General features: G+C 66.9%; 19 protein-coding genes and 1 pseudogene. 12 read left to right on the forward strand and 8 right to left on the reverse strand.

What is annotated here, in order from left to right; all coding sequences use genetic code 11:
* A pseudogene (locus B551_RS27300) lies at positions 1 to 602 on the reverse strand (hypothetical protein); the annotation flags it as partial.
* 728 nt (positions 603 to 1,330) lie between these two features.
* Between B551_RS27300 and B551_RS01650 the strand changes: the two are divergent.
* Genes B551_RS01650 through B551_RS01665 form a run of 4 tightly spaced genes read left to right on the forward strand, consistent with a single transcriptional unit; the run spans position 1,331 to position 5,106 of the window.
* Positions 1,331 to 2,113: a GntR family transcriptional regulator gene (locus B551_RS01650; RefSeq protein WP_006575818.1), complete on the forward strand. Its 783-nt coding sequence runs from the start codon at positions 1,331 to 1,333 to the stop codon at positions 2,111 to 2,113.
* 52 nt (positions 2,114 to 2,165) lie between these two features.
* On the forward strand, positions 2,166 to 3,266 hold the full coding sequence (locus tag B551_RS01655) for a tripartite tricarboxylate transporter substrate binding protein (RefSeq protein ID WP_006575819.1): 1,101 nt from the start codon (positions 2,166 to 2,168) through the stop codon (positions 3,264 to 3,266).
* On the forward strand, positions 3,263 to 4,570 hold the full coding sequence (locus B551_RS01660; protein WP_006575820.1) for a 3-isopropylmalate dehydratase large subunit: 1,308 nt from the start codon (positions 3,263 to 3,265) through the stop codon (positions 4,568 to 4,570). The genes B551_RS01655 and B551_RS01660 overlap by 4 nt, the downstream gene beginning before the upstream one ends.
* On the forward strand, positions 4,567 to 5,106 hold the full coding sequence (locus B551_RS01665; protein WP_006575821.1) for a 3-isopropylmalate dehydratase small subunit: 540 nt from the start codon (positions 4,567 to 4,569) through the stop codon (positions 5,104 to 5,106). The genes B551_RS01660 and B551_RS01665 overlap by 4 nt, the downstream gene beginning before the upstream one ends.
* Before the next feature lie 13 nt (positions 5,107 to 5,119).
* On the opposite strand, the gene B551_RS01670 is transcribed toward B551_RS01665, so the two are convergent.
* Positions 5,120 to 5,812 (reverse strand): phosphoribosyltransferase, encoded by a 693-nt coding sequence (locus tag B551_RS01670; protein ID WP_006575822.1) that lies wholly within the window; start codon positions 5,810 to 5,812, stop codon positions 5,120 to 5,122.
* A 342-nt stretch (positions 5,813 to 6,154) separates the two neighbouring features.
* Between B551_RS01670 and B551_RS01675 the strand changes: the two genes are divergently transcribed.
* The 3 genes from B551_RS01675 to B551_RS01685 all read left to right on the forward strand — a co-directional run bounded on the left by B551_RS01675 (position 6,155) and on the right by B551_RS01685 (position 10,490).
* Positions 6,155 to 8,311: a TonB-dependent siderophore receptor gene (locus B551_RS01675; protein ID WP_006575823.1), complete on the forward strand. Its 2,157-nt coding sequence runs from the start codon at positions 6,155 to 6,157 to the stop codon at positions 8,309 to 8,311.
* 230 nt (positions 8,312 to 8,541) lie between these two features.
* Positions 8,542 to 9,810, forward strand: coding sequence for an ATP/GTP-binding protein (locus tag B551_RS01680; RefSeq protein WP_043436808.1), 1,269 nt, complete (start codon positions 8,542 to 8,544; stop codon positions 9,808 to 9,810).
* Positions 9,810 to 10,490 carry an RloB family protein gene (locus B551_RS01685; protein WP_006575825.1) on the forward strand — a complete coding sequence of 227 codons (681 nt, stop codon included), beginning with the start codon at positions 9,810 to 9,812 and terminating at the stop codon, positions 10,488 to 10,490. Before B551_RS01680 ends, B551_RS01685 begins: the two co-directional genes overlap by 1 nt.
* Before the next feature lie 14 nt (positions 10,491 to 10,504).
* Here the strand turns inward: B551_RS01685 and B551_RS01690 are convergent, their stop codons facing one another.
* Positions 10,505 to 11,329, reverse strand: coding sequence for an alpha/beta fold hydrolase (locus B551_RS01690; RefSeq protein WP_006575826.1), 825 nt, complete (start codon positions 11,327 to 11,329; stop codon positions 10,505 to 10,507).
* Positions 11,330 to 11,464: 135 nt separating this feature from the next.
* On the opposite strand from B551_RS01690, the gene B551_RS01695 reads away from it, so the two are divergent.
* Positions 11,465 to 12,382, forward strand: a complete 918-nt coding sequence (locus tag B551_RS01695) for a LysR family transcriptional regulator (protein ID WP_006575827.1) — start codon at positions 11,465 to 11,467, stop codon at positions 12,380 to 12,382.
* A 31-nt stretch (positions 12,383 to 12,413) separates the two neighbouring features.
* Here the strand turns inward: B551_RS01695 and B551_RS01700 are convergent, their stop codons facing one another.
* Positions 12,414 to 13,385, reverse strand: coding sequence for a hypothetical protein (locus B551_RS01700; RefSeq protein ID WP_023263355.1), 972 nt, complete (start codon positions 13,383 to 13,385; stop codon positions 12,414 to 12,416).
* 492 nt (positions 13,386 to 13,877) lie between these two features.
* Here B551_RS01700 and B551_RS01705 point away from each other — a divergent pair, with 492 nt between their 5' ends.
* Genes B551_RS01705 through B551_RS01720 form a run of 4 tightly spaced genes read left to right on the forward strand, consistent with a single transcriptional unit; the run spans position 13,878 to position 18,924 of the window.
* Positions 13,878 to 15,218 carry an MFS transporter gene (locus B551_RS01705; RefSeq protein ID WP_006575829.1) on the forward strand — a complete coding sequence of 447 codons (1,341 nt, stop codon included), beginning with the start codon at positions 13,878 to 13,880 and terminating at the stop codon, positions 15,216 to 15,218.
* Between the two features lie 47 nt (positions 15,219 to 15,265).
* Entirely contained in the window at positions 15,266 to 16,702 is a 1,437-nt protein-coding gene (gene hydA, locus B551_RS01710) for a dihydropyrimidinase (RefSeq protein WP_006575830.1), read from the forward strand.
* Positions 16,702 to 18,129: an amidase gene (locus B551_RS01715; protein ID WP_023263356.1), complete on the forward strand. Its 1,428-nt coding sequence runs from the start codon at positions 16,702 to 16,704 to the stop codon at positions 18,127 to 18,129. The genes hydA and B551_RS01715 overlap by 1 nt, the downstream gene beginning before the upstream one ends.
* A gap of 51 nt (positions 18,130 to 18,180) precedes the next feature.
* Positions 18,181 to 18,924: an aspartate/glutamate racemase family protein gene (locus B551_RS01720; protein WP_023263357.1), complete on the forward strand. Its 744-nt coding sequence runs from the start codon at positions 18,181 to 18,183 to the stop codon at positions 18,922 to 18,924.
* Between the two features lie 63 nt (positions 18,925 to 18,987).
* Here the strand turns inward: B551_RS01720 and B551_RS01725 are convergent, their stop codons facing one another.
* The 4 genes from B551_RS01725 to B551_RS01740 form a co-directional block, all read right to left on the reverse strand.
* Positions 18,988 to 19,731: a GntR family transcriptional regulator gene (locus B551_RS01725; RefSeq protein WP_023263358.1), complete on the reverse strand. Its 744-nt coding sequence runs from the start codon at positions 19,729 to 19,731 to the stop codon at positions 18,988 to 18,990.
* Positions 19,732 to 19,821: 90 nt separating this feature from the next.
* Positions 19,822 to 20,628: an IclR family transcriptional regulator gene (locus B551_RS01730; protein ID WP_043436830.1), complete on the reverse strand. Its 807-nt coding sequence runs from the start codon at positions 20,626 to 20,628 to the stop codon at positions 19,822 to 19,824.
* 68 nt (positions 20,629 to 20,696) lie between these two features.
* Positions 20,697 to 22,799 (reverse strand): acetate--CoA ligase family protein, encoded by a 2,103-nt coding sequence (locus B551_RS01735; RefSeq protein ID WP_006577215.1) that lies wholly within the window; start codon positions 22,797 to 22,799, stop codon positions 20,697 to 20,699.
* 3 nt (positions 22,800 to 22,802) lie between these two features.
* Positions 22,803 to 23,597, reverse strand: a complete 795-nt coding sequence (locus B551_RS01740) for an enoyl-CoA hydratase/isomerase family protein (RefSeq protein WP_023263360.1) — start codon at positions 23,595 to 23,597, stop codon at positions 22,803 to 22,805.
* Positions 23,598 to 23,604: the final 7 nt, after the last annotated feature.

A 23,604-nucleotide genomic window follows, 5' to 3' on the forward strand; every position in this document is an offset into this window, starting at 1 on the left:
CTGGCCGCCAGGGCGCCACCGCCAGTGCCTACGCCGTTCGCGCCACGACCCGCGGTGCCATTGGCATTACCGCCATAGCCGCCGCGGCCCGCCGTTGCGCTGCCGTTGTTGGCGTCGCCCGCGGTCGCATCGCCAATCGTCGCCAGGCCGCCGGCACCGCCGTTACCGCCGGCGCCACCATTGCCGCTGTTGCCGCCATTGCCGCCGGTTCCGCCCATGGCATTGCCGCCCGTGCCGGCGCCACCCGCGCCGCCGGCGCCGCCGCTCGCATTACCCAGCTGGCGGGCGACGTTGCCGATGTGGCTGACGGTCAGGCCGCTGACCGTGCCGTTCAGCCGCGTCATGGCGACCGCACGGCTCGTGTTGAAGGCATTGGAGAAGTTGGCGGTCGAGGTGGAGCCGTTGTTTGCCGCAGTCGTGCCAAGGCCCTCCGCCCATGCGCGCCCGCGGTTCTCCGAATTGGTCTTGGTCGTGGTGGTGGTGTCGTTGTCGGTGACATTGACATTCACCGCCACGGCATCGTCGGTTGCGGTCTGCGCCAAGGCGTGCCCTGTCACCCCGAGAGTCAGGGCGACGGCGGACGCGAGTAAGGTCTTTTTCATACATAGCTCCCAGGAGGATGTTCTCTGCGACTCAGCCCGGCGCCGCGCTCGTCAGACGGAAACGAAGCGGTAGCCGGGTCATGGTCCGGCATTGGCCAAACCGAAGCGCCCTGCGCATATTCAGTGCCAGCACCCCACCGAAGTACGGCATTCCCTTGTAAAACAAGGCCAAAATGGCCCTGTTGCGGTGCAAGATCCCACTTTCGGTGCGACACTGCGAGGGCGAATCCTGTGAACCGGAACAGACATGTCACATCGGTGTGACAGGGCGCAAAAAGCCTCGTCGGCCGGCAATTCCAGCGGCCCGAAAAAAATATGTTTATTGCCGGATAGTTAAGTCCGAATGCCGAAAAAACCGGCTCGCCCCGCTCGCGTTACGAAAATGAAACGAGGAATCGGACAGGGCGTGGGTGGTGTTTTTTTAAGCACGTCCTGCATTGGGGGGATGTTTCTGATGAACCGCATCGCGGATCATGGGCGGCCGCGTCAAATGGGGCGCTGCATTCGTCGCTTCCCGCAGCGGAAAATCAGACGGAAAAACGCTCGCGAGATTGCAACGAAAATGTATCGACATTGCGCCGACGTTGCTCCGACAAGGCCGGTCCGCCACGTGGCCCGCAAAAGCGCGATTTCACACGACGGCGCCTATTGCGTTGTCACTATGTTCATGTCTGATTTAAAGTACATTAAACTAATTGCCGACCCGTCGTCGACTCGCAAGGGAAGCCATGAGTGAAGCCGTCGTTCCCCTGTATCACCAGATTTACGTGGTGCTGCGCCAACAGATTGTGGAAGGCCGTTTTGGCCAGGGGCCTCTGCCGGGCGAGATCGACCTGGCCAAGCAATTCCATGCCTCGCGCGTGACCATGCGCCGGGTATTCGATCGCCTGGTGCAGGAAGGACTGGTGCGCCGCCATCGCGGGCTCGGCACCTTCGTCAATCCGCATCCAATCGCGCCGGCGGCCAGCGCGCCGCAGGCGGTCAGCCTGCTGGACAACCTGCTCGACATGGGGCAGAAGACCTCGGTCAAGGTGATCTCGATCGAGGAGGTGCATGCCACGCCGGACGTCGCCGAGTCGCTGTGCCTGCAGCCCGGCGACCCCGTGACCAAGGTGGTGCGGGTACGCCATTACCACGGCGAGCCGCTGTCCCATATCACCGTCTACGTGCCGGCCGACCTCGGCCGCCATCTGACCCGCAAGGATCTGGAGACCACGCCGATCCTGCGGCTGCTCGAGAACCGCGGCGGCCTGAAGCTGGGCCGCGCCACCCAGGTCCTGTCGGCCCGGCTGGCCGACGTGGTGGTGGCCCCGCTGCTCGAGGTGCCGGTCGGCGCCGCGTTGCTCGCCACCCGCCGGGTGGTGCAGGACAAGTCCGGCCGTCCGATCCAGCTGCTGCTGGGCCAGTACCGGCCCGACCGCTACGAATACCGGATGGAACTGTCGCCGGCCGGCGGCGACAGCGCCAACGTCTGGGTAGACAACGGGACCCGCACCAGCTTGCGCGACTGACGCAGGCGCGCCATGCTGCGCGCTTCGACGATCAGACAAGGAGACACGCGTCATGCCGCTGCAACGAGCCAGCCGTTCCCTTTCGCCATCGGCCCTCGCCGCTGGCGTCGTCAAGACCCGCCGCACCGCGCTCGGCCTGGGCGCGGCGACGCTGCTGGCACTGCTCGCGCCCGGCTTGGCCATCGGCGCGACCAACGGTAACAGCGGACCGTCGGGCACGTCGGGGACAGCGGCCCCGTCCGCCGCCCCCCTCGGCCAGATCGCCGGCGGCAAGCCGATCCGCATCCTGGTCGGCGCGCCCGCCGGCGGCACCACCGATACGCTGGCCCGCACCATCGCCACCGAGATGGGCAGGCTGCTGGACCAGTCCGTCGTGGTCGAGAACCGCCCGGGTGCCGGCGGCAATATCGCCGCCGAACTGGTGGCGCAGAGCGCGCCGGACGGCAGCACGCTGTTGATGAGTTTCACCAGCCATACCATCAACGCGACGCTGTACAAGAACCTGCCGTTCGATCCGGTCGCCGATTTCACGCCGATCACGCTGGTCGCCAGCGTGCCGAGCGTGCTGGTCGCCCATCCGTCGGTGCCGGCCAACAATGTCGCCGAGTTGATCCAGCTCGCCAAGTCCCGTCCCGGCAAGCTGAACTTCGGCATCGGCGCGGTCGGCTCGTCGGTGCATCTGGCCGGCGACATGTTCAAGATGATGACCGGCACGTACATCGTCAACATTCCGTACAAGGGGACGACGCCCGCCGTCACCGACCTGCTGTCGGGCCGCGTCGAGCTGATGTTCGCCAGCACGCTGAACGTGCTGCCGCATATCAAGGCCGGCAAGCTGAAGGCGCTCGGCGTCACCAGTCCGGCGCCGCTGCCGCAGCTGCCTGGCGTGCCGCCGATCTCGCAGACCGTCAAGGGCTTCGAGTCCAACGCCTGGTTCGGGCTGTTCGGGCCGGCGGGCCTGCCGCCGGAAGTCACGCGCACCCTGTATCAAGCCGCGCGACGAGGTCTGGAGACGCCCGCGGTGGCCAGGCGCCTGGAAAACGATGGCGCGCAGCCCGTCGCCAACACGCCGGAGGCCTTCAGCGCCTTCGTCAAGCAGGACATCAAGCGCTGGGCCACCGTGGTCCGCTATTCGGGAGCCAAGGTGGAATGAGCCGTGCCGGCGCCGGGTCCATCCCGGCGCAAACCCTCGCGCAGAAGCTGGTCGCCCGCGCAGCGGGCATGGACCACGTGACGCCAGGCACCGTGGTCACCTGCAAGGTCGATCTGGCGATGTCGCACGATTCCAGCGGACCGCGCCGCGTCGCGCCGCTGCTGCGCGAACTGGGCGCCAAGGTCTGGGACCCCGAACGTTTCGTCGTCGTGACCGACCACTTCGTGCCCGCCGCCGATGCCGAAGCCGAGGCGATCGTCCGCTTCACGCGCGACTGGGTCCGCGAACAGCGCCTGCCGCATTTGATCGACAACGAAGGCATCTGCCACGTGGTGCTGCCCGAGCGCGGCTACGTGCTGCCGGGCCAGTTCATCGTCGGCGGCGACAGCCACAGCCCGACCGGTGGCGCGTTCGGCGCCTATATGTTCGGCATCGGCGCCACAGAGATGGCGGGCGTGCTGGCCACCGGCGAGATCTGGCTGCGCGTGCCGCAGACCATCCGCATCGAATGGGACGGCACGCTGGCCGACGGCGTCTGCGCCAAGGACATCATGCTGTTCCTGTGCGCGAGTCTCGGGCTGGGCGGCGGCCGCTACGAGGCCATCGAATATGCCGGCACGGCCGTGACCGCACTGTCGATGCACGAACGGATGACGCTGACCAATATGAGCGCGGAGCTGGGCGCGCAGACCGGCCTCGTCGCACCCGACGCCACCACGCTGCAATGGCTCGAACAGGCCGGCGTGCCCGCGGCCACGCTGGGGCAGATCGACGTGCGGCATTGGCGCAGCGATGCCGATGCGCCGGTGCTGCAGGCCCTTCGCTTCGATGCGACCACGCTGGCCCCGCAGGTCGCCGCGCCCCACTCGCCGGCCAACGGCGCGCCGGTGACCGAGGTCCAGGGCGAAACGATCGACGTCGCCTATCTCGGCGCCTGCACCGGCGCCAAGCTCGACGACCTGCGCATGGCTGCGCGCATCCTGCGCGGACGCAAGGTCGCGCCGGGGGTGTCGCTGCAACTGGCGCCGGCCTCGCTGCGCGATCAGCAGCAGGCCGAGCGCGAAGGCACGCTGGCTGCGCTGCTCGATGCCGGCGCCCAATTGCTGCCCAATGCCTGCAACGCCTGCGCCGGCTACGGTCCCACGCGTTTTGCCGCCGGCACGCGTGCGATTGCTTCGACCGCGCGCAATTTCGCGGGTCGCATGGGCGATGCCGGCAGCGCGGTGTGGCTTGCCTCGCCGATGACCGTGGCGGCATCGGCGGTCACGGGCCGCATCACCGATCCGCGCACGCTGCTGTCATGACCTCGCTCCGCACGAACACACCCGGCAATACCGCCGCCGACCATCGCACCGCCGGCCGTATCTGGCGCTTCGGCGATAACGTCGATACCGATGCGATGGCGCCCGCCACGCAGATGAAAGGCGGCATCGAGCAGATCGCGCGCCATTGCCTGGCCGGATTGCGCCCCGAATTCCCTGCGACCGTGCGGCCGGGCGACCTCGTCGTCGGCGGACGGCACTTCGGCGTCGGCTCGTCGCGCGAACAGGCGCCGCAGGCGTTGCGCCATCTGGGTGTTGCCGCGGTGATCGCGCCCTCGTTCGCTGGCCTGTTCTATCGCAATGCGCTGAATCTCGGCCTGCCGGCGCTGGTCTGCACGCATACCGACGGACTGGTCGATGGAGCACGCGCAACGCTGGATCTGGACGGCGCCGCCATCGTGCTGGCCGATGGCAGCCGTGTGCCATGCGAGCCGATCCCGCCGTTCCTGCTCGACATGCTGCGCGCCGGCGGGCTGATTCCGCATCTGAAGCGGCGGCTGGCGCAGCAGCGCGCCTGACGATGCCTCGCCCTCACCCCCTTTCGGCGTTGCGAGCCTCGCGCAGCAACGCCATCACCTCATCGTCGGTGGTCTGCTCGAAATCTGCGTAATACGCGCCCACCGCGCCGAAATCTTCCGGCACCGACAGCGATACGCATTCGTCGGCCGCGTCCCGCAGCGACGCCAACCCTTCGACCGACGCGACCGGCACCGCGGCAATCACGCGAGCCGCCCCGGCGTGGCGCGCGCTCTCCAGCGCGGCGCGCATCGTCGCGCCCGTCGCCACGCCATCGTCGACCATGATCACGACCCGGTCGCGCATCGCCGCCACCGGCGCGCCGCCGCGATAACGCTGCTGGCGCCGGGCGATCTCCCCTAACTGCCGGCCGCGCTCCAGTTCGAATGCGCCGCTGTCGACTGCGCGGCGCGTCCATGCATCGTCGTTGGCGACGGTATGCGGCGGCGAGCCGGTGGCATCGCCCTCGACCACCGCGCCCAGCGCCAGCTCGGGATAGCCGGGCGCGCCGATCTTGCGCACCAGCAGGATGTCGAGCGTGGCGCCCAACGCGCGGGCCACCTCGAAGGCGACCGGCACGCCGCCGCGTGGCAGCGCCAGCACCAGCGGCGGCTCTCCGTCCCGCTTCGCATGGCCAAGTTCGCTCAGGCGGCGCGCCAGATGGACGCCGGCGTCGCGGCGATCGGCGAAATACGGCGGCAGCGGCATCGCGGCCCTCCTGTCCTGTTGGTGCTCCCCGGGCGGTTCCGGCGTGCGCACGGGTGCATTAACCCTGTGGCGCGGTCACCCTTTTATGTCCGGCTCGACACATGCCGTTACAATGCGAAGGTTAACAAGAACGATTCGCATTTATCGTTCGTCCACTGGGCCTTCGACCCGCAGGACCGACGTCACGGTCCGCGCTGCCGCACCGCGGCGGCATTGCGCGGGCGTTCTGAAAAAATATAGACGGATCCGACCATGCCACAGCGCGCAACCCAACGCCGTGGCCGCCACCGCGGCCATGCCCTTCGCCTGACGACTCTCGCCCTGGGCCTGCAAGCCGCCGGCATGGTATGGGCCCAGCAGTCCGCGCCTGTCGACGCTTCGGCGCCGGCTGCCGCGCCTGCCGCTCCTGCCTCCGCCACCGCTGGTGCCACCGCCGGTGCCACGGCCGCCGCCGAATTGCCGGCGGTCACCGTGCGCGCCACCAGCGACAACGAAACCGCCACGGGCCCGGTCTTCGGCTTCGTCGCCAAACGCAGCGCCACCGCGACCAAGACCGACACCCCGGTCATGGAAACGCCGCAGTCGATCACCGTGATCACGCGCGACCGCATCGAGGCGCAGGGCGCGCAATCGGTGCAGCAGGCGATCGGCTATACCGCGGGCGTCCACGCCGGCCTGTACGGCAACGACAATCGCGGCGACTGGGGACGCTTCCGCGGCACCGATTTCACGCAATACCAGGACGGGCTGCTCAATGCGGTCGGCTTCTACAACAATGTCCGCCCCGACGTGTACGCGCTGGAGCGGATCGACGTCCTGCGCGGCCCATCGTCGATGCTGTTCGGCCAGGGCGCGGTTGGCGGCATCCTGAACCTCGTCAGCAAGCGCCCGCAAGCGGAAGCCGCCCGCGAGATCGGCGTGCAGTTCGGCAACAACAACCGCAAGCAGGTCCAGGCCGACCTGACCGGGCCGCTCGATGCGGACGGCAAATGGCTGTATCGGCTGGTTGCGCTGGCGCGCGACAGCGACACGCATGTCGACTTCGCCCAGGACAATCGCTATCTGATCGCGCCGTCGCTGACGTATCGGCCGAACAGCGATACCTCGTTCACGCTGCTGGCGAATTTCCAGCGCGATGACAGCAATACGACCGCGGGGTTCTTCCCCTGGCAGGGAATGCTGTATCCGAATCCCGGCGGCCTGAAGATCCGCGACAGCTTCTTCGTCAGCGAGCCCGGCTTCGATCGCTTCAAGGCCGAACAGGCGGCCATTGGTTATCAGTTCGAGCACAAGGCGAACGAGGTCTTCACGTTCCGCCAGAACCTGCGGTATTCGTACAGCACGGTGGATTACCGCAGCATCTACGCGCGTTTCAACGATCGCGAGAGCCCGTGGGTGGCAGGCAGTGACCGGCTGTTGAAACGCACTGTCTATTGGGACAACCCGCGGCTCCGATCCTTCCTGGTCGACACCCAGGCCCAGGCAAACTTCCGCACCGGCAGCGTGGGCCATACCCTGCTGAGCGGCATCGATTATCAGCACGCCGATGTCGATGGCCGACGCGGCGCCACCGGAACCGGCAGCGCGGCGCCGATCGACATCGTCAATCCGGTCTACGGCAATTACGTCGCACCGACGCTGGGCCACGTCAATCCCACCAAGCAGATCCAGACTGGCATCTATATGCAGGACCAGATGTCGTGGAATCAGTGGCTGCTGATGGTCGGCCTGCGCTATGACTGGTCGCGCGCCTCGCAAGTGAACACGCCGGCCGGTTCGCGCGACGACAATGAGCTGACCAAGCGCTTCGGCCTGATGTACCAGACCGACTTCGGCCTGAATCCGTACATCAGCTATTCGGAGTCCTTCGTGGGTGTGCCGGGCAATAACCGCGCAGGTCCGCTGAAGCCGCTGCGCGGCAAGCAATGGGAAGCGGGCATCAAATACCAGCCGCCCGGCAAGAACGCGATGGTCACGATGGCCGTGTTCGACATGCGCGAGAAGAACCGCCGCGCATCCGGCATCGTCAACGGCATGCCCGACACCGTGCAGATCGGCGAGGCACGCACGCGCGGCTTCGAGATCGAAGCCCTCGCGTCGCTGCGCAATCGGGTCGACCTGATCGCCAACTACACCTACCTCGACACCCGCATCCTCGCCGGCAATCCCGTCGAAGTCGGCAAGCGCATCGCCAGCATTCCGAAGCATATGGCTTCGCTGTGGGGCACCTACAAGTTCAACCTGTTCGACAAGCCCGGCTTCTCGGCCGGCGCCGGCGTGCGGTACTTCAGCGCCAGCTATGACGGCACCGACCGCAACAAGGTGGGCAGCGCCACGCTCGTCGATGCCGTGCTGGCCTACGACCACGGCCCGGTCCGCGTCGCGCTGAACGTCAACAACCTGTTCGACAAGGAATACCTGACGACCTGCCTCGCCCGCGGCGACTGCTACTTCGGCGCACGGCGGACGGTGGTGGGGAGCGTTACCTACCGCTTCTGATCAGAGCTGGGAAAGATGATCGACACTTGGGCTAATGGACGAAGCCTGATTGCGCCGCCTTTGGGCGGCGTTTTTTTTGGTCCCTCGCGGTGGCATGAAGCTCGGCCACCCCCTTGATGAGCCTAAAGCGTCACGTTATTGAATTCGCATGTCCTACTCACTAATATCTTGACTTCTTGCGTTTGTAGCGCAAAATTCGGCTTTATTTTTATGCCGATTTGGTGGGCGATATGCTTGTCGAATTCCGCGTCAAGAACTTCCGGAGCCTGCGGGACGAACAGGTCCTCACCCTCGTCGCTTCGAAGGACAGCTCCCTTGCCGACACCAATACGGTCGAAACGGGCCTGAAGGCTGCCCCCCGCCTGTTGAGCAGCGCCGTAGTCTATGGCGCCAACGCGAGCGGCAAATCCAATCTGATCAAGGCGTTGCAATACATGCGCGGCGTGGTCGTCGAATCCGCCACGGTCGTACAACCGGGGCAGACATACGCCGTCCAACCGTTCCGCCTCGACGCCGTTTCGGCGGAAGAGCCGACCGAGTTCGAGGTGACCGTCATCCTGGCCGGCGTGCGGCACCAGTACGGCTTCGCCATGACGCAGCAACGCATCGTCAGCGAATATCTTCTCGTCTACAAAGCGTTCAAGCCGCAGCGCTGGTTCGAACGGCACTACGATGCGCATTCGGGCAAGGACGTCTACGAGTTCGGCACCGGGCTCAAGGGCTCGAAGGCGCTGTGGGAAAACGCCACGCGACCCAATGCGCTTTTCCTGTCGATGGCCGCTCAGCTCAACAGCGAGGCACTGCGTCCGCTGTTCGACTGGTTTGCCAGCAGTCTCGTCGTCTTCAACGAGCAGGCGCGGCTCAACCCGCAGGTATCGATCGAGATGCTGAAGCAGCCCGGAGGACGCAAGCGGATCTGCGATTTCCTGACTTCCGCTGACATCAGCATTGCGGACATCGAAGTCGTGACGCGCAAAGTGCCAGGGCAGACTCTGCATTTCGATGTCGCCGCCGGAAAATCCGAGCTGCGCTCCGAGGAAGTTGAAGAGCATCAGTTGCGGTTTTCCCATAGCACCGATCACGGCACAGCCGTGTTCGATCTGATGGACGAATCGAACGGAACACGCAACCTGTTGTTCCTCGCTGGGCCTGTGCTGGATATCCTCGAGAAGGGCCAGACACTGGTGATCGATGAACTCGACACCAGTCTTCATACGCTTCTGGTGCGCGAACTGGTCAGGCTGTTCCATCGCCCCGACGTCAATACCGGTCACGCGCAGTTGATATTTACGACCCACGATACGTCGCTGCTCGATGCGCCGGATCTCCTCCGGCGCGACCAGATTTGGCTCGTCGAGAAAGACAACGAACAAGCGACGAACCTGATCGCGCTCGCGGAATTCAGCCCTCGCAAGAATGAAGCGCTGGAGCGGGGATATCTGATGGGCCGATATGGCGGCATCCCGTTCGTACGCAGCGATCTCGGAAGACGTCACTGATGGCTCGCGATGATTGTCCCAAGGTCCGTCAGCGGGACCAGTTGGCGCGCAGGATTAGCCAGCGCGCCAGTTACGACCGCATCCTGATTGTGTCCGAAGGCGCGAAAACCGAGCCGAACTACTTCTGCGAAATCCGGGCCGCCTATCGTTTGCACACCACCAATGTGGAAGTCCGCCACTGTGAGACCGGGACATCGCCAATCCAGGTGGTGCAGTACGCCGAATCGCTATTCCGAAACGGCGACCGCCACAAGCGCATCCAGCCCCGTGCATTCGAACAGGTCTACGCGGTGTTCGACCGGGACGATCACGACAGCTACTTCGATGCCTTGCGATACGCTGCCGAATTGGATGGCCAGCTGAAAAACGATACCAGACAAAGCGTCGCCTTCCACGCGGTCGCTTCTGTACCAAATTTCGAGCTCTGGCTACTGCTGCACTACGCGCAGGTCCACGCGCCCGTGCATCGCGACGAGGTGATTCAGCGATTGAAGCAACATGTCCCGCAGTACAGGAAAGGCATGCGGAACGCATTTGCAATCACCAGACCGAATCTCGACGCCGCGAGACAGCGAGCAATGGAACTGAGCCGGCGGTTCACTGCGGAGATGGCGCCGGAACCGTACACGGGAGTGGGAAAATTGGTGACACGGCTGACGACCTTGCGAGCCCAACATTAATTCCATTGACCTGGTCAGCAGGCATCCAGCGACAGCGAGGTGCCGGCCACGTCAGGCAAGAATCTGCCGACCTCCGTCACAAATTCCTCACGGAGCTCCACATTTGACATATGCACCGCCGGCAGCAACACCAGCTTCGCGCCCGGAATCGCGGCCGCGATCTCTTCGCTGTGCTCGGCCCGGGTCACCGTATCGAACTTGCCGCCGAGCACCAGCGTCGGTCGTGAAATCAGCGTGATGGTGCGTCGCAGGTCCATGTCACGCACCGCGGCGAGCGCGCCGGCGATGCCATGGGGTTTGGTCTCGAGCAGGGCCTTGCGAAACGGCTCGAGCGCGGGGTCGTTCTTCTCGCGCATCTCGGCGGGAAACCAGTTCGCTAGAAACGCGTCGGCCGTCTCGTTCGGCGTCGCGGTCAGGATCGTTTGAATGCGCGGCTCCCAATCCGCGGCCGGGCCGAGGTAGGCGGCGGTATGCGCGAGCACGAGGCGGTCGATTCGCTCGGGGGCGTGGATGGCAAGCCATTGCGCGACCATGCCGCCCAGCGATAGGCCGAGGAAATGGACGCGCTCGAGCTCCAGCGCATCCATCAGTTCGAGCGCGTCGCGCCCGAGCCGGTCCAGCGAATAGGCGCCGGCCGGTACGTCGGAGGCGCCGTGGCCGCGCATGTCGTAGCGCAGCACGCGGAAACGCTGCAGCAATTGCGGCATCACGCCGTCCCACATCGACATATCGGTCGCGATCGAATTGGACAGCATCAGCACAGGGCGGCCCGCCTCGCCTTCGAGCCGGTAGGCAATCCGCTGGGCATCGCTGGTGGTAAAGGTCGATATCGCGGACATCTGGGTTCTCCTGAAAGTTTTGAGGAAGGCCCGTCGCCGATCGGCGTCCCCAGGCCAGCACGGAAGCCATCGTAGTCGCGCAGCGAATTTGAGAAAATTACAAAGTTCTCACACTCTCTGTCAGGAAACCGAACAATGTCCCGCTTCACGTTGCAAGACCTGCAGTGCTTCGACGCCGTCGTCCGCGAAGGAGGCTTCCAGGCAGCCGCGGCAGTCTTGCATCGAACCCATCCTGCGGTATTCGCGGCCGTGGCAAGGCTGGAGCGGCAGCTCGGATTGGCGTTGCTCGATCGCAGCGGGTACCGGGTCACCCCGACCGAGGCGGGGCGTGCCTTTCATCGGCACGCGCAGTCACTGTTGCGCGAGATGCATGCGCTGCAGCTTCATGCCGAGCAATTGGCGATGGGAGCGGAAAGCGAACTGCGCGTGGTGATCGGCGACCTGTGTCCGCCGTCACAGACGCTGGGGCTGCTGAGCCCGTTCTTCGCGGAACATCCAGCGACGCGGCTGGACCTGCATGTCGAAGCGGTGACCGGGCCGTGGGAGCGCCTGTTCGACGGCGAGGCCGATCTGATCGTGCATCGGATCGACAAGAGCGACACGCGGGTCGAATGGCTGGACCTGTGCAGGATCGAGTTGATTCCCGTTGTGGCGCCCGGTTTCCTGCCATTCCCGATCTCGCGCGCGATCCGCCCGGAGCAATTGCGCGCGCTGACGCAATGCGTGATCCGCGACAGCGCCCGCCGTCCGCTGGCTCAGGAGCATTTCGTCGTCGCAGGCGCGCCGCAGTGTACGGTGCCCGATCCGATGATGAAGAAGGAGATCATCGTGCAGGGCATGGCGTGGGGCCATCTGCCCCGCTTCCTGATCGAACGGGAATTGGCCGAAGGAAGGCTGCTGTCGATCGCGGGCCGCTATCTACCGGGGCGCATCGAGGAGCTGGTTGCCGCCCGCCGGCGCGACCGGCCGCATGGGCCTGTCGCGAACCGGCTGTGGGAGCATCTGGGCAAGGCGGCGCCGCGATTTCGCGCGGCGCTGCGCCGCAGCCGTTGAATGGCCGCCAGGCGCGTAACGCGCAAGCCGACTACTGGGCCGCCGGCGCAGACACCGTCGTGGCCGCGCTCTTCGCGGGCTCGACGGGCATCGGCTCGTACTTGGCGAAGTTCGGATCCTGCTCGGTCGCCTCGGCAATCGACACGATCTTGCGGTCGAAGATATTGACGCCGGTGAATACAATCACGTCACCGAGCCGAGGGGTGAACGCAATGTAGTCCGGCTCGTCGACAACGACGGTGCCCTTGACCTTCAGCGGTTCCTTGACGAAGGCATATTGCCCACTGACGTAGGTCCACTTCGTCGCGTCGCGCAGCGTCTTGCCGGCGATATCGCGCAGCATCACGTCGATGCTTCGCTTCAGCGACTGGTCGAGCGCCGCGCGGAGCGACTTCGCATTATCGGCAAACCAGCCGCTCTCACCCGCGAATGGCTTGGCTTCCGCGCTGGCGGAGATATAGCGCGTGCTCCAGAGCTGCTTGCCCGACGCGTCCTTCAGCGCGGTTCGGACCACGACATACGGCCGAACGTCCTTGTCGTTGATGTAACTGAGCACGCCGAACGGGGTCAGCGTCAGTTGCGAGGCGCCAGCGGCGGCCGGGCCGTAAGTCAGCGTGGCGGCGCCGTCGGCTGCAAGTCCTTCCTTGAGCAGCTTCTCGGTGACCGCGACCATATCGTGGTCGGCGATCGCCTTGTCATCGCCGAGCAGCGACTTCGCGCGCTCCGCATTGATCGCGCTGCCGACCAGCACGCCGAGCGGGCCAAACAGCATGGCGGCGCCGGAACCGGTCTGATGGCCGCTGACCAGCAGGCGGGTATTCGGCACGGCATAGACACCGGTCGGCATTTCCGACCACGTCGACGGCATCTCCTTGCTGATATCCACCGCCACTTGCTTCTGTTCCTTGGGAAAGGGCTCGGAATTGTTGAACGTGGCACAGCCGGCCAGCGTGGCGATACATAGCGCGACCGGAATGACCCTGTAGATGGCTGCCTTGAGCATGTTGTTTGTTTCGGTATAGGCGTTCGATAGCGTCGGGACCGCCGACGATCCACACACCGGTGCGGATCATTCGGATATCGGCACGAGGGCGAAGTTGTTGAGCCTCGCGTTCGTCGCCGTGTGACGGCAGCACTGCGTCCCACAACCGGCCGCCCTCCTCGTTTTCCCTAGCCGGGGGACCGTACTCGGCGGCTCCCCCGCCTGCGCACCGCGCCGCGGCCATGCTGCGCTCCTTCCCGCAAACCCTTGCCGCCGTTGGCCGGCAAGCCCGTGCCGAGGCACGGAATCGGTGCACCGCACCAATATCCGGCATGCATACGCACCACTTTCGACAAACAATTTTCGTCTTGATTGTATGGCGGTTATTGGACTACTGTACGGGGCAGTGAGACGCCATGCGAGGGCCGTGCCGACGGCACGGATGCGGCAGTCCCACCCACTACGCCAACATGCCGACCGCCGACAGGCGGCCCCTCCGGAGGAGAACGCATCATGCAAGCAGTCAGTGTCGACGCAGCCGCGCGTACCGCGCAGGACCGTCCCCAATCGGTCGCGCGGGTCGCCGGTGCCAGCGTGGCGGGGACCACGCTGGAGTTCTACGACCACTTCATTTACGGATCGGCCGCCGCGCTGGTCTTTCCGAAGCTGTTCTTCCCGCAGAGCGATCCGCTGACGGCGACGTTGCTGTCCTTCGCCAGCTACGGCGTCGCGTTTGTCGCGCGGCCGCTGGGCGCGGCGATCTTCGGCCACTTCGGCGACAAGTTCGGCCGCAAGTCCGTGTTGATCGTCACGCTGCTGATGATGGGCCTGGCGACCTTCGGCATCGGGCTGCTGCCGACCTACGGCAGCGTCGGCATGCTGGCGCCGTTGCTGCTCGTGCTGCTGCGCGTGATCCAGGGTCTTGCACTGGGCGGGGAGTGGGGCGGTGCCGCGATCATGGTCAACGAACTCGACCCCGAAGGCCGGCGGCGCGGACTGCTGGGCAGCCTGGTGCAGCTGGCGGCGCCGATCGGGCTGCTGCTCGCCAACGGTGTCTTCGCGCTGGTGACGTGGATGGTGTCGGAGGAAGCGTTCCTGAGCTGGGGATGGCGTGTGCCGTTCCTGCTGAGCGCCCTGCTGGTCGCGGTAGGCATGTACATCCGCGCCAATGTGCGCGAGTCCGCCGTGTTCGAGAAGGCCGAGGCCCAGCACGCCGAAGCCCGCGCGCCGATCGCCGAAGTGCTGCGCCACTACAAGAAGCAGCTGCTGATCGCCTTCGGCGCGCGCCTGGGCGGCGATATCGCCTTCTACGTCTTCACGCTGTTCCTGCTGTACTACGTGCCGACCAAGCTGGGCCTGCCCAAGAGCATCGCGCTCAATGCCGTATTGCTCGGGGCCGTCGCGCAGATTCTGTTCATCCCCGTGGCCGGCGTGCTGGCCGACCGCATCGGCCGGCGCCCCGTGCTGATGATCGGCGGCATCGGTGGCGCGCTGTGGGCCTTCGGCTTCTTCGCGCTGGTGCATACGCTGAGCCCGGCGCTGATCATGCTGGCCTCGTTCATCGGCATGGTGCTGGTGTCCTTCATGTTCTCGCCGCTCGCTTCCTTCCTGCCGGAGCTGTTCGCCACGCAGGTGCGCGTCACCGGCGCCTCGCTGGGCTTCCAGTTCGCCGGCGTGTTCGGCGGCGCGCTGGCCCCGTTGATCGCGGTGGGCCTGCTGGACCGCTTCGGCAGCAGCACGCCGGTCGCCATCTACCTGGCCGTGGTCTGCGTGCTGATTGCCGTCGCCGCCGGCGTCGCACGCGAAACGGCACGGGCGCGCCTGTCCGACCTCGGCAATGAGGCCGCGCGCTGAACGCGCGGGGCGACCCGCGCCAGAACAACAACCGTCATGAGATTCCTGTGAAACAGTTCGACCTTCTGATCCGCAACGGCACGGTGGTGACCGCCAGCGACACCGTCCAATGCGACATCGCGATCGCCGGCGGCCGCATCGTGCAACTCGGCCACGACCTGGGCAGTGCCCGCGACGAGATCGATGCAAGCGGCAAGCTGGTACTGCCCGGCGGTGTCGATGCGCATTGCCATCTCGACCAGCCGATGCCCGATGGCCTGAAGATGGCGGACGACTTCGAGTCGGGCACGATCTCGGCCGCATGCGGCGGCACCACCACCGTCATTCCGTTCGCCGCCCAGGAAAAAGGCCAGTCGCTGCGCGCGGCCGTGACCGACTACCATCGCCGTGCCGAAGGACGCGCCGTGGTGGACTACGCCTTCCACCTGATCGTGTCCGACCCGACCGAGACGGTTCTGCGCGAGGAGCTGCCCGGCCTGATCCGCAAGGGCTACACGTCGTTCAAGGTCTACATGACCTACGACGACCTGAAGCTGGGCGACCGCGAGATCCTCGAGGTATTGACGGTGGCACGCCAGGAAGGCGCACTCGTGATGATCCACGCCGAGAACTCCGACTGCATCGCCTGGCTGACCGACCGGCTGGAGGCCGAGCAGAAGACCGCGCCACGCTTTCATGCGATCGCGCGGCCGATGGCGATCGAGCGCGAGGCCACGCACCGCGCCATCACCTTCTCGGAGCTGGTCGACGTGCCGATCCTGATCGTCCATGTATCCGGGCGCGAAGCGGTCGAGCAGATCCGCTGGAGCCGAGCGCGCGGCATGAAGATCTTCGCCGAGACGTGTCCGCAGTACCTGTTCCTGACCGCCTCGGATCTCGATCAGCCCGGCTACCACGGCGCCAAATGCGTCTGCAGCCCGCCCCCGCGCGACCGCGCCAACCAGGAGGTGATCTGGGACGGCCTGGCCGATGGCCTGTTCACGATCTTCTCGTCGGATCATGCGCCGTTCCGCTACGACGATCCGCAGGGCAAGCACCCGGGCGGCGAGCAGGTGCCGTTCCGCTATATTCCGAATGGCATCCCCGGGCTCGAGACGCGGCTGCCGCTGCTGTTCTCCGAGGGTGTCGGAGGCGGACGCATTTCGCTGAACCAGTTCGTCGCGTTGACCTCGACCAACCCGGCCAAGCTCTACGGCCTGCATCCACGCAAGGGCACGATCGCAATCGGCGCGGACGCCGATCTGGCGATCTGGGATCCGGCGCGCGAGGTCGTCATCCGCAACGCGGACCTGCACCATGCGGTCGACTACACGCCGTACGAGGGCACGCGCGTCAAGGGTTGGCCCGTCACGACGCTGGTGCGCGGCAAGGTGGTCGCGCACGAAGGCAGGCTGATGGCGACGGCGGGGCACGGCGAGTTCCTGGCCTGCGCGCTGCCGGAGATGGCAAAGCCGCGCTATCGTACTTCGGGAGGAAGCCTTTGATGCCCCATCCGAATCGCACCGAGCACGAAACGCGCTGCGACAACGCACCGCCCTATCCGAACGCTGCCGGCATCGCCGCCCAGGTCAACGCCGGCGAACTCGATCCCGGCGCCGTGGTGTCGGCATTTCAAGCACGGATCGACGCGCGCAATGGTGAGCTCAATGCGGTGTTCGAGGAGCGCCGCGACCTGGTCGACGCCGACGTCGCGCAACTGCGCGAGCGCCTGGCCGCGGGCGAACGGCCGCCGCTTGCCGGCGTGCCGGTGATCGTCAAGGACGTCGTGTGGGTGCGCGGGCGCCGCGTGACGCAGGGTTCCTTGCTGTACCGCGACTTCGTCGCGCCGGCTGATGCCATTGCGGTAGAACGGCTGCGCGCGGCGGGCGCCATCGTCCTTGGCATGGGCAACACCTCGGAGTTCGCCTGCAAGGGCCTGACCACCAACAAGGTCTATGGCCTGACGCGGCATCCGCAAGACACCGCGCTGACGGCCGGCGGCTCGTCGGGCGGCTGCGCGGTGGCGGTGGCCGCCGGCATGGCGCCGCTGGCGCTGGGCACGGACGGCGGTGGCTCCAGCCGACGGCCACCGGCCCATGCCGGAGTGGTCGGCTTCAAGCCGTCCTTTGGCGCCATTCCCGATGCGGCCGGCTTCCCGCACGCGTTTCCCGGCATCCAGGTGATGGCGCCGATCGCGCGCACCGTCGACGATGCCGCGCTGATGTTCCGCGTGCTGTGCGGGCCCGATCCGCGCGACCCCGATTCGGCCGGCTTTCGGTGTGCCCCTGCCGGACCGCTGGATGGGCTTCGCATCGCCGTCAGTCCCCGCCTGGGTCTCGACACGCCGGTGGACGACGACGTGGCCGAGGCGTTCGAGGCGGCGGTGGCAAGACTGCGTGCGGCGGGCGTGCCGGGCCTTCGCGTGGCGCGGCAGGATCCGGTCTGGCCCGACGGGGCCGGCGAAGCGGCATTGATGCCGCTGCAGCATGTCGGCCTGGCCAATCTCCATGGCGACGCGTGGCGACGCGATCCGGATCGCTTCGATCCCGACATCGCGCGGCAGATCGAGCGCGGCTTCACCTGGAGCGGCGCCGAGGTTGCGCGCGCACGCGAAGCCAGCCGCCGCATCGGCCTGGCGCTGGCGGCATTCTTCACCGAACACGACTTGCTGCTGTGTCCGACCACGCCTTGCGTGGCATGGCCCAACGACCGCCTTGGTCCCGAGCGGATCGGCGGCGTCGCGGTCGAGCCGCGGGCGCATGCCGTCTTCACGCCGTTCTTCAATCACGCCCAGGCACCCGCGATTTCGGTGCCGTGCGGCACGGGACGCGACGGCCTGCCGGTCGGACTGCAGATTGCCGGTCCGCGCGGCGCCGACTGGCGCGTGCTGGCAGCGGCGCGGCTGATCGAACAATTGTTGGCGGCCGGCTGACACGGCCGCCGGGACCGAGCTGACGAACCCACGATTCCATCCCAAGACACCATGCGCATCCTTGTCCTGAACCCCAATACCAGCGAAGGCATCACGGCACGACTGATGGCCGCGGGCAGCGACGCCGCCGCCCCCGGTACCGAACTGGTGCCGTTGACCGCCCCGCGCGGCGTGCCCTATATCGCCACCCGTGCCGAGGCGCAGATCGGCGGCGCCATCGCGCTGGAGATGCTCGCCGAACACCATGTGAACGTCGATGCCGCGATCATCGCGGCGTTTGGCGACCCGGGCCTGCTTGGCGCGCGCGAACTGTTCGACCTGCCGGTCGTCGGCATGGCGGAGGCCGCGATGCTGAGCGCCTGCATGCTCGGGCGGCGCTTTGCCATCGTCACCTTCGCCCGCGCGCTGGGCCCGTGGTACGAGGAGTGCGTCGACATGCATGGGCTGCGCGGCCGGCTGGCCGGCATCCGCATGCTCGACGACGCCTTCGCGTCGGTATCGGATGTGCAGGACGAGAAGGAAGCGTTGCTCGTGGCGCTGGCCAATCGCGCGGTCACCGAGGACGAGGCCGATGTGGTGATCCTCGCCGGCGCGCCGCTGGCCGGGCTGGCGGCGCGGGTGCGCGACCGCATCCCGGTGCCCGTGGTCGATCAGATGGCGGCCGCCGTCAAGCAGGCCGAGGGACTGGTTGCATTGAACACGCGCAAGGCGACCGCCGGTACGTTCCGCCGTCCCGATGCCAAGCCCACGTTGAGGCTCCCCGATGCGCTGGCGGCCCGCATCGAGCATCGCTAGACGTTAGCCGTCGGGGCGTTCGGTCGTAGGGCCGTTGGTCCGCGGAACGCGGCCGCGGCCGCGTCAGACGGAGGCGAAGACCGCCTCCAGATCGACCTCCTCGTCGGCCGGCGCGTCCAGATGCAGCGTGCTTTCGACATGCGCCAGATGCTCGGTCATCAGCGTCGCCGCACGTTCGCCGTCTCCCGCTTCCAGCGCATCGAGAATGTCGTCGTGCTCGTGATGCGGGCACGACGGGACGCCCGGCGCATCGTACAGCGCGATGATCAGGCAGGTCAGCGAGCACAGCTCGCGCAGATATTTCGCCAGGTACTGGTTCTCGGACAGGTCGGCGAGCCGCGCATGGAATTCGCCGGACAGGCGGATGATGGTGCGGCGGTCATTCTTGCGCCGCGCCTGCGCCTCCTCGCGCGTGATCGCGCGCAGCGGCCGCAGGCGCTCCCGCGTCATGCCGGCCGCGAGGTCGCGCGCCAGTTCCGGCTCGATCAGCCGCCGCGCATGCAGGACCTGGCGGGCCTCCTGCACGCTGGGGCTGGAGACGAAGGTGCCGCGATTCGGATACACCGTCACCACGCCCTCGTGGGCGAGCTTGGTGAAGGCGAGCCTCACCTTGGTCCGGCTGACGCCGAACACGCTGGCCAGTTTCTCCTCGACCAGCTTGGTCCCCGGCGGCAGGCGGTGCTCCCAGATCGCGACCAGGACGCGCTCGGCGATCTCGTCCACCTGGATGCCAGACACGGTCTTGCCGTCGTCCAGCGGTTCGGCAGGGCTGTCGGTGTCGAGGCGCGCGGCTTTCGCTCGAGGCATGGTCAATCCGGATGCGGGCTGTGGAGCGACTATTGTACGGCGGCGGCGCGAGGAGTGTATATCGGCAGCGCAAACAATCCGCCCGCCCTCTCACCACTGCACGCCGCGCATTCCCTGTTCGATCGCCGCCGCCAGCGACATCAGCGGCCCCGCCAGGGCTGACTGCGCAGCCGCCGTGTCCTGCTGCCCGGAAACGCTGACGTTCAGCACATGGACCGCGTAGCCGTCGAACCGCATCGGCGTGGCCAGGGCCACCACCTGGGGCTGCCACGAGGCCGCGCAGTAGCCGTGCCGATGCACCCAGTCCACCGCCGCCTCGATTTCCTTGCGCAGCTCGCGCCAGCCGCGGCCGCCGCCTTTGCTCGCGAACGACGCCATCATCCGGGCGAAATCGTCGGGGCTCAGCGTCGACAGATGGGCGCGGCCCAGCGATGTCAGCGCCATCGGAATGCGCTGGCCCGTCACGACGGTACGCAGCGATTGCCTGCGGTTGTAGCGGAACGATTCGAGGTAGACCATCTCGTCGCCATCGGCGACGGCCAGGCCGACATTGATGCGGTGGCGCATCGCGACGTCCACCATCATCGGCGTGGCCACCTTGAGAACCTGGGAGCTGTCCCGCATCGCATGCGCCATGCTGAGCACCGGCACGCCAAGGCGATACGCACGGGCCTGCGGGATGTAGTCGAGCATGCCGGTCTCGACCAGCGTCTGGGTCAGCCGGCTGACGGTCGAGCGCGACAGCCCGGTGCGCTCGGCGATCTCGCTGTTGCCGAGCATCGACGAACCGGCGCGGAACGCGCGCAGGATCGCCACGCCCCGCTCCAGGGACCGGTTCGGCGTCGCCTTGCCCTGACCGGGCAGGGTGCGCGCGAGCTGGGGGCGGCTGTTCGGCATGATCAACGTCGGGGCATCGCAGAGGCTGCCAATGATAGCGGCCGCCGCGTCATCCATGCCGATGCCGCTCAGCGGTTGTCGCCGTCGGCCAGTACCGCCACGCCGTCCGCCGCGACCACGCCCCGCCCTTGCGGCAGCACGAACAGTGGATTGATCTCGGCCTCCACCAGCCTGTCGCCCAGCGTGGCCACCATGCGCGAGAACGCCACGATGGCATCGGCCAGCGCATCGAGGTCGGCGGTCGGCCGGCCACGAAAGCCCTGCAGCAACGGGGCGGTTTTGAGGCGCTGCACCATCTGCAACGCAGCGGCGCGCGTCAGTCCACCGTTGCCCGGCAGCAACCGCAACGTGGTGTCGCTGAACAGCTCCGCCGTCACGCCGCCCATGCCGAGCAGGATGGCCGTGCCCAGCGCATCGCGGTGCATGCCGACAATGACTTCGACCCCATCCCTGACCAATTCCTGCACCAGAAAGCGCTTCGGCGCGCTGCCGGTCGCGCCGCGGACATCGGCGGCCATGCGTTCGAGCCGGGCGGCGATGTCCTCGGGCGGAACATTGACCGCGACCCCGCCGATATCGCTCTTGTGCGTGACCTCGGCGGACAGCATCTTCAGCACGACGTTGCCGCCGAAGGACTGCGCCGCGGCGGCCGCCTCGTCGCCATTGCGGACCACGACCTCGCGAGCGACCGGCACGCCAAAGGCGGCGAACAGCCCCTTTGCGGCCGCTTCGTCGAGCGAACCCGTGCCGAAGCGATCCAGTTGCGGTACCGGCGGCGCCGGGGTACCGGCGTCCTCGTCGGCTGGGAGCCGTGCCGCGCGCAGCATCGCATCGAACGCAACGGTACAGCCCTCCGGGTCGGCAAAGGCCGGCACGCCGTTGCGGTTCAGCAGCGCAAGCGCCTGCGGCGCATGCGGACTGACGTAGGCGACCACCGGCTTGTCGGTCTCGGCCAGGCAATCGCCGATCGCATTGGCCATCAGGTCCGGCATGGCCACGCCCGACGAACCGACGATGACGGTCACCGCGTCGTAACCCTTGCTGTCGAGCAGCGTGCGAATCGCCGCGCGCAGCAGATCGGGCTGCAGCCCCGCCAGCGTGACATCGATCGGATTGCGGTCGAGCGCGGCATGGTCGCCCTTCTGCAACGCGCGCAGCTTCGGCGCGGTGTCCTCGTCCGGCGGCGGCGTGTCGAATCCGGCCAGGCCGAGGCTGTCGGATACCAGCGTTCCCGCGCCGCCGGTCGAAGTCAGGATCGCGATGCGCTTGCCCTCGAGCTTGCGGCCTGTGGCCAGTGCCGCGGGGATGTCCAGCAGGTCGGAGAACGACTGCGCGCGAATCACGCCCAGCTGCTCGAACAGTGCGTCGTACATGCGGTCCGCGCCGGCGAGCGCACCGGTATGCGACACCGCGGCGCGCGCGCCGCTCTCCGATCGGCCGATCTTGAAGGCGACCACTGGCTTGCCGGCACGGGCGCACTTCAGCGCGGCGCGGCGAAACGCCTCGGGATTGCGCACGCTTTCGATGTAGAGCGCCACCACACGCGTCGCATCGTCGTCAGCCAGGTAGTCCATGAAGTCGGCCAGGTCCAGGTCCACCTCGTTGCTGGTGGAGATCAGCTTGGAAAGACCGATGCCCCGTGCCGCCGCGCGCGACAGCAACGCGCCAAGGATGCCGCCGCTTTGCGATACCACGCCGATATTGCCGGCGGGAAACGCGTCCATTTCCAGCGCGCCGCTGGCCGACAGCGGGATGTTGTCGGTCAGATTGACCAGGCCGATCGTGTTGGGGCCAAGCAGGCGCATGCTGCCGGCCGCCTCGATCAGTTGCGCCTGGCGCCGCGCGCCTTCGGCACCGGTCTCGGTATAGCCGCTCGCCAGCACGATGGCGGCGCCCGCTCCCTTGTCGGCCAGTTCGCGCACCGCCAGATGCGCGCGCTCGGCGCCGAGCAGCACGATGCCGACGTCCGGCACCTCCGGCAGCGACGCGATATCGGGATAGCAGCGCAAGCCGTCGATCGATTCGACCTTCGGGTTGACCGGATAGATCGCGCCGCCGAAGCCGTGCTTGCGCAGGTAGGACACCGGACGGCCGGCCGTCTTGGCGGGATCGGCCGATGCACCGATCACCGCGACGCTGCGCGGACTGACGAGTCGTTGGATGGCATTCATGAATCAGCCCTTGCTGGCAGTCTTGTTCAGGAAGGCCAGCACGGCTTCGCGATGCTCGGTGCTGGTGTAGCAGATGCCCTGCGCCTGGCTGCCCTGCGCAAAGACCTGGTCGGCCGGCAGTTCGAACGACTGGTTGATGATGCTCTTGCCCAGTGCGATCGCGGTGGCCGAGCCCTGGCTGAGTTCCTTCGCCCAGGCCAGCGCGTCGGCGATCAGCGTCTCCGGTTGGCTCAGGCGGTCGGCGATACCCAGCGCCTTCGCCTCCTGCGCATCGACCTTGCGGCCGTTGAACACCAGTTCCTTCGCCTTCGACAATCCCACGCGGCGCGGCAGGAAGTACATGCCGCCGCCGTCCGGAATCAGTCCGCGGTTGATATAGGACCAGGAGAACGACGCGGCCTCGGAGGCCAGCACGAAGTCGCAGCACAGCGCGGTATCGGCGCCGAGGCCGGCCGCGGCGCCGTTGACCGCGGCAATCGTCGGCTTCGGCATCGTGTGCAGCAGCTTGACGGTGTGGTGCACGCGCTGCTGGCGGCTCCAGCCGTTGAAGGCCACTTCGCCTTGCGGCGCTTCCATGCGGCGCTGCATGCCGGCGACGTCTCCACCGGCGCAGAAGCCCTTGCCATTGCCGGTGAGCACCAGCGCCCGGATCGTCTTGTCGGCCGCCACGCGTTCGAGGGCGTCGATGAACTCGGCGCGCATGTCGTCGCTCATCGCGTTGCGCTTGTCCGGGCGGTTGAAGGTGATCAGCGCGATGCCTGATTCCACCCGCAGCTCGATAAGGGAATATGGGTCCATGATCCTG

Origin of the sequence: Cupriavidus sp. HPC(L), assembly GCF_000307735.3 — a bacterium.
In the GTDB taxonomy this organism is placed as follows: Bacteria; Pseudomonadota; Gammaproteobacteria; order Burkholderiales; family Burkholderiaceae; genus Cupriavidus.